The organism is Burkholderia sp. LMG 13014 (genome assembly GCF_905232215.1).
In the GTDB taxonomy this organism is placed as follows: Bacteria; Pseudomonadota; Gammaproteobacteria; order Burkholderiales; family Burkholderiaceae; genus Burkholderia.
Genome location: NZ_CAJNKE010000900.1, coordinates 1 through 1,699, shown reverse-complemented (window position 1 = coordinate 1,699; position 1,699 = coordinate 1). Strand labels below are relative to the sequence as shown.

The 1,699-nt window shown below is 68.9% G+C and carries 1 protein-coding gene; it reads right to left on the bottom strand.

Annotated elements, in window-relative coordinates; genetic code table 11:
- On the bottom strand, positions 1-1,699 hold a 1,699-nt coding region (locus JYJ84_RS35965; RefSeq protein WP_205190235.1), incomplete at both ends, for a hydantoinase B/oxoprolinase family protein.

Genomic DNA, 1,699 nt, shown 5'->3' with positions numbered 1-1,699 from the left:
AGTCGAGCCGCACCGGGTAGCGCCATTCGAGCACCTCCGGATCCGTGAGCCGCGAGTTCGTCATGTGTGTCTGCACCGCGCCGACGCCCGCGAAACCGTCGCCGGCACCACTGCCGCCCGCAATCGTCTCGTAGTATTGGTAGCGATCATTGCCGAATGTGAAGTTATTCATCGTGCCCTGGCTCGACGCGACACAGCCGAGCGCGCCGTACAGCGCGTTGGTGATCGCCGACGAGGTCTCGACGTTGCCCGACACGACCGCCGCCGGATACTCGGGGTTCAGCATCGAGCGCGCGGGCACGATCACCGTCAGCGGCTTCAGGCAGCCGGCGTTCAGCGGGATGTCGTCGCCGACCAGCGTGCGGAACACGTACAGCACGGCGGCCATGCACACGGCCTTCGGCGCGTTGAAGTTGTTGTCGAGCTGCGCGGACGTGCCCGTGAAATCGATTTCCGCGCGCCGCGCCGCCCGGTCGACGCGGATCGCGACGCGAATCTCCGCGCCATTGTCGAGCGGGTAGCGGTACGCGCCGTCCTGCAGCGCGCCGATCACACGCCGCACGGCTTCTTCCGCGTTGTCCTGCACGTGCCCCATGAACGCGAGCACCACGTCGCGGCCGAACTGCGCGACCATCCGGCGCAGCTCGTCGACGCCCTTCTGGTTCGCGGCGACCTGCGCGCGCAGGTCGGCCATGTTCTGCTCGACGTTGCGCGCCGGGTAGCGGCCGGACGCGAGCAGCGCGCGGGTGTCCGCATCGCGCAGCGTGCCGGCCGACACGAGCTGCCAGTTGTCGATCAGCACGCCCTCTTCGTCGATATGCGTCGAATCGGGCGGCATCGAGCCCGGCGTCGTGCCGCCGATGTCCGCGTGATGGCCGCGCGAGCCGACGTAGAACAGCGGCGTGTCCGAACCGTCCGCGAACACCGGCGTGATGACCGTCACGTCCGGCAGGTGCGTGCCGCCGTGATACGGGTCGTTCAGCATGAATACGTCGCCGTCGCGCATGCGGCCGCGATTGCGCTCGATCACCGTGCGGATGCTCTCGCCCATCGAGCCGAGATGCACGGGCATGTGCGGCGCGTTCGCGATCAGGTTGCCGTCGCCGTCGAAGATCGCGCACGAGAAGTCGAGGCGCTCCTTGATGTTCACCGAGTACGCGGTGTTCTGCAGCCGCAGCCCCATCTGCTCGGCGATCGACATGAACAGGTTGTTGAAGATCTCGAGCCGCACCGGATCGGCGTCGGTGCCGAGCGAACGGCGCGTCGGCAGCGGCGTCGTGCGCGTCAGCACGAGGTTGCCCTGCGCGGTCATCTGCGCGCGCCAGCCGGGCTCGACGACAGTCGTGCCGTTCTTCTCGGCGACGATCGCCGGGCCGTCGATCGCGTCGCCGGCGAGCAGCGTGTCGCGCACGTAGAGCGCCGCGTCGTGCCATTGGCCGCCGGAATAGAAGCGCACCGCGGAATGGGCGCGCAGCGCGGCATCGTCGCCGTTGCCCTCATTGCCCTCATTGCGCGGTGCGAGCGGCGCGATCTCCACCGGCGCGTCGGAGCGGCCGATCGCCTCGACCGATGCAAGTTCGGCCACGAGCGGCGTGCCGGGCATCAGGAACGCGTAGCGCTGCCGATACGCGGCCTCGAACGCCTGCTGCATCGCAGCAACGCTGCCGGCCGGCACGTCGAGCGCCGAATCGGTGCCCTG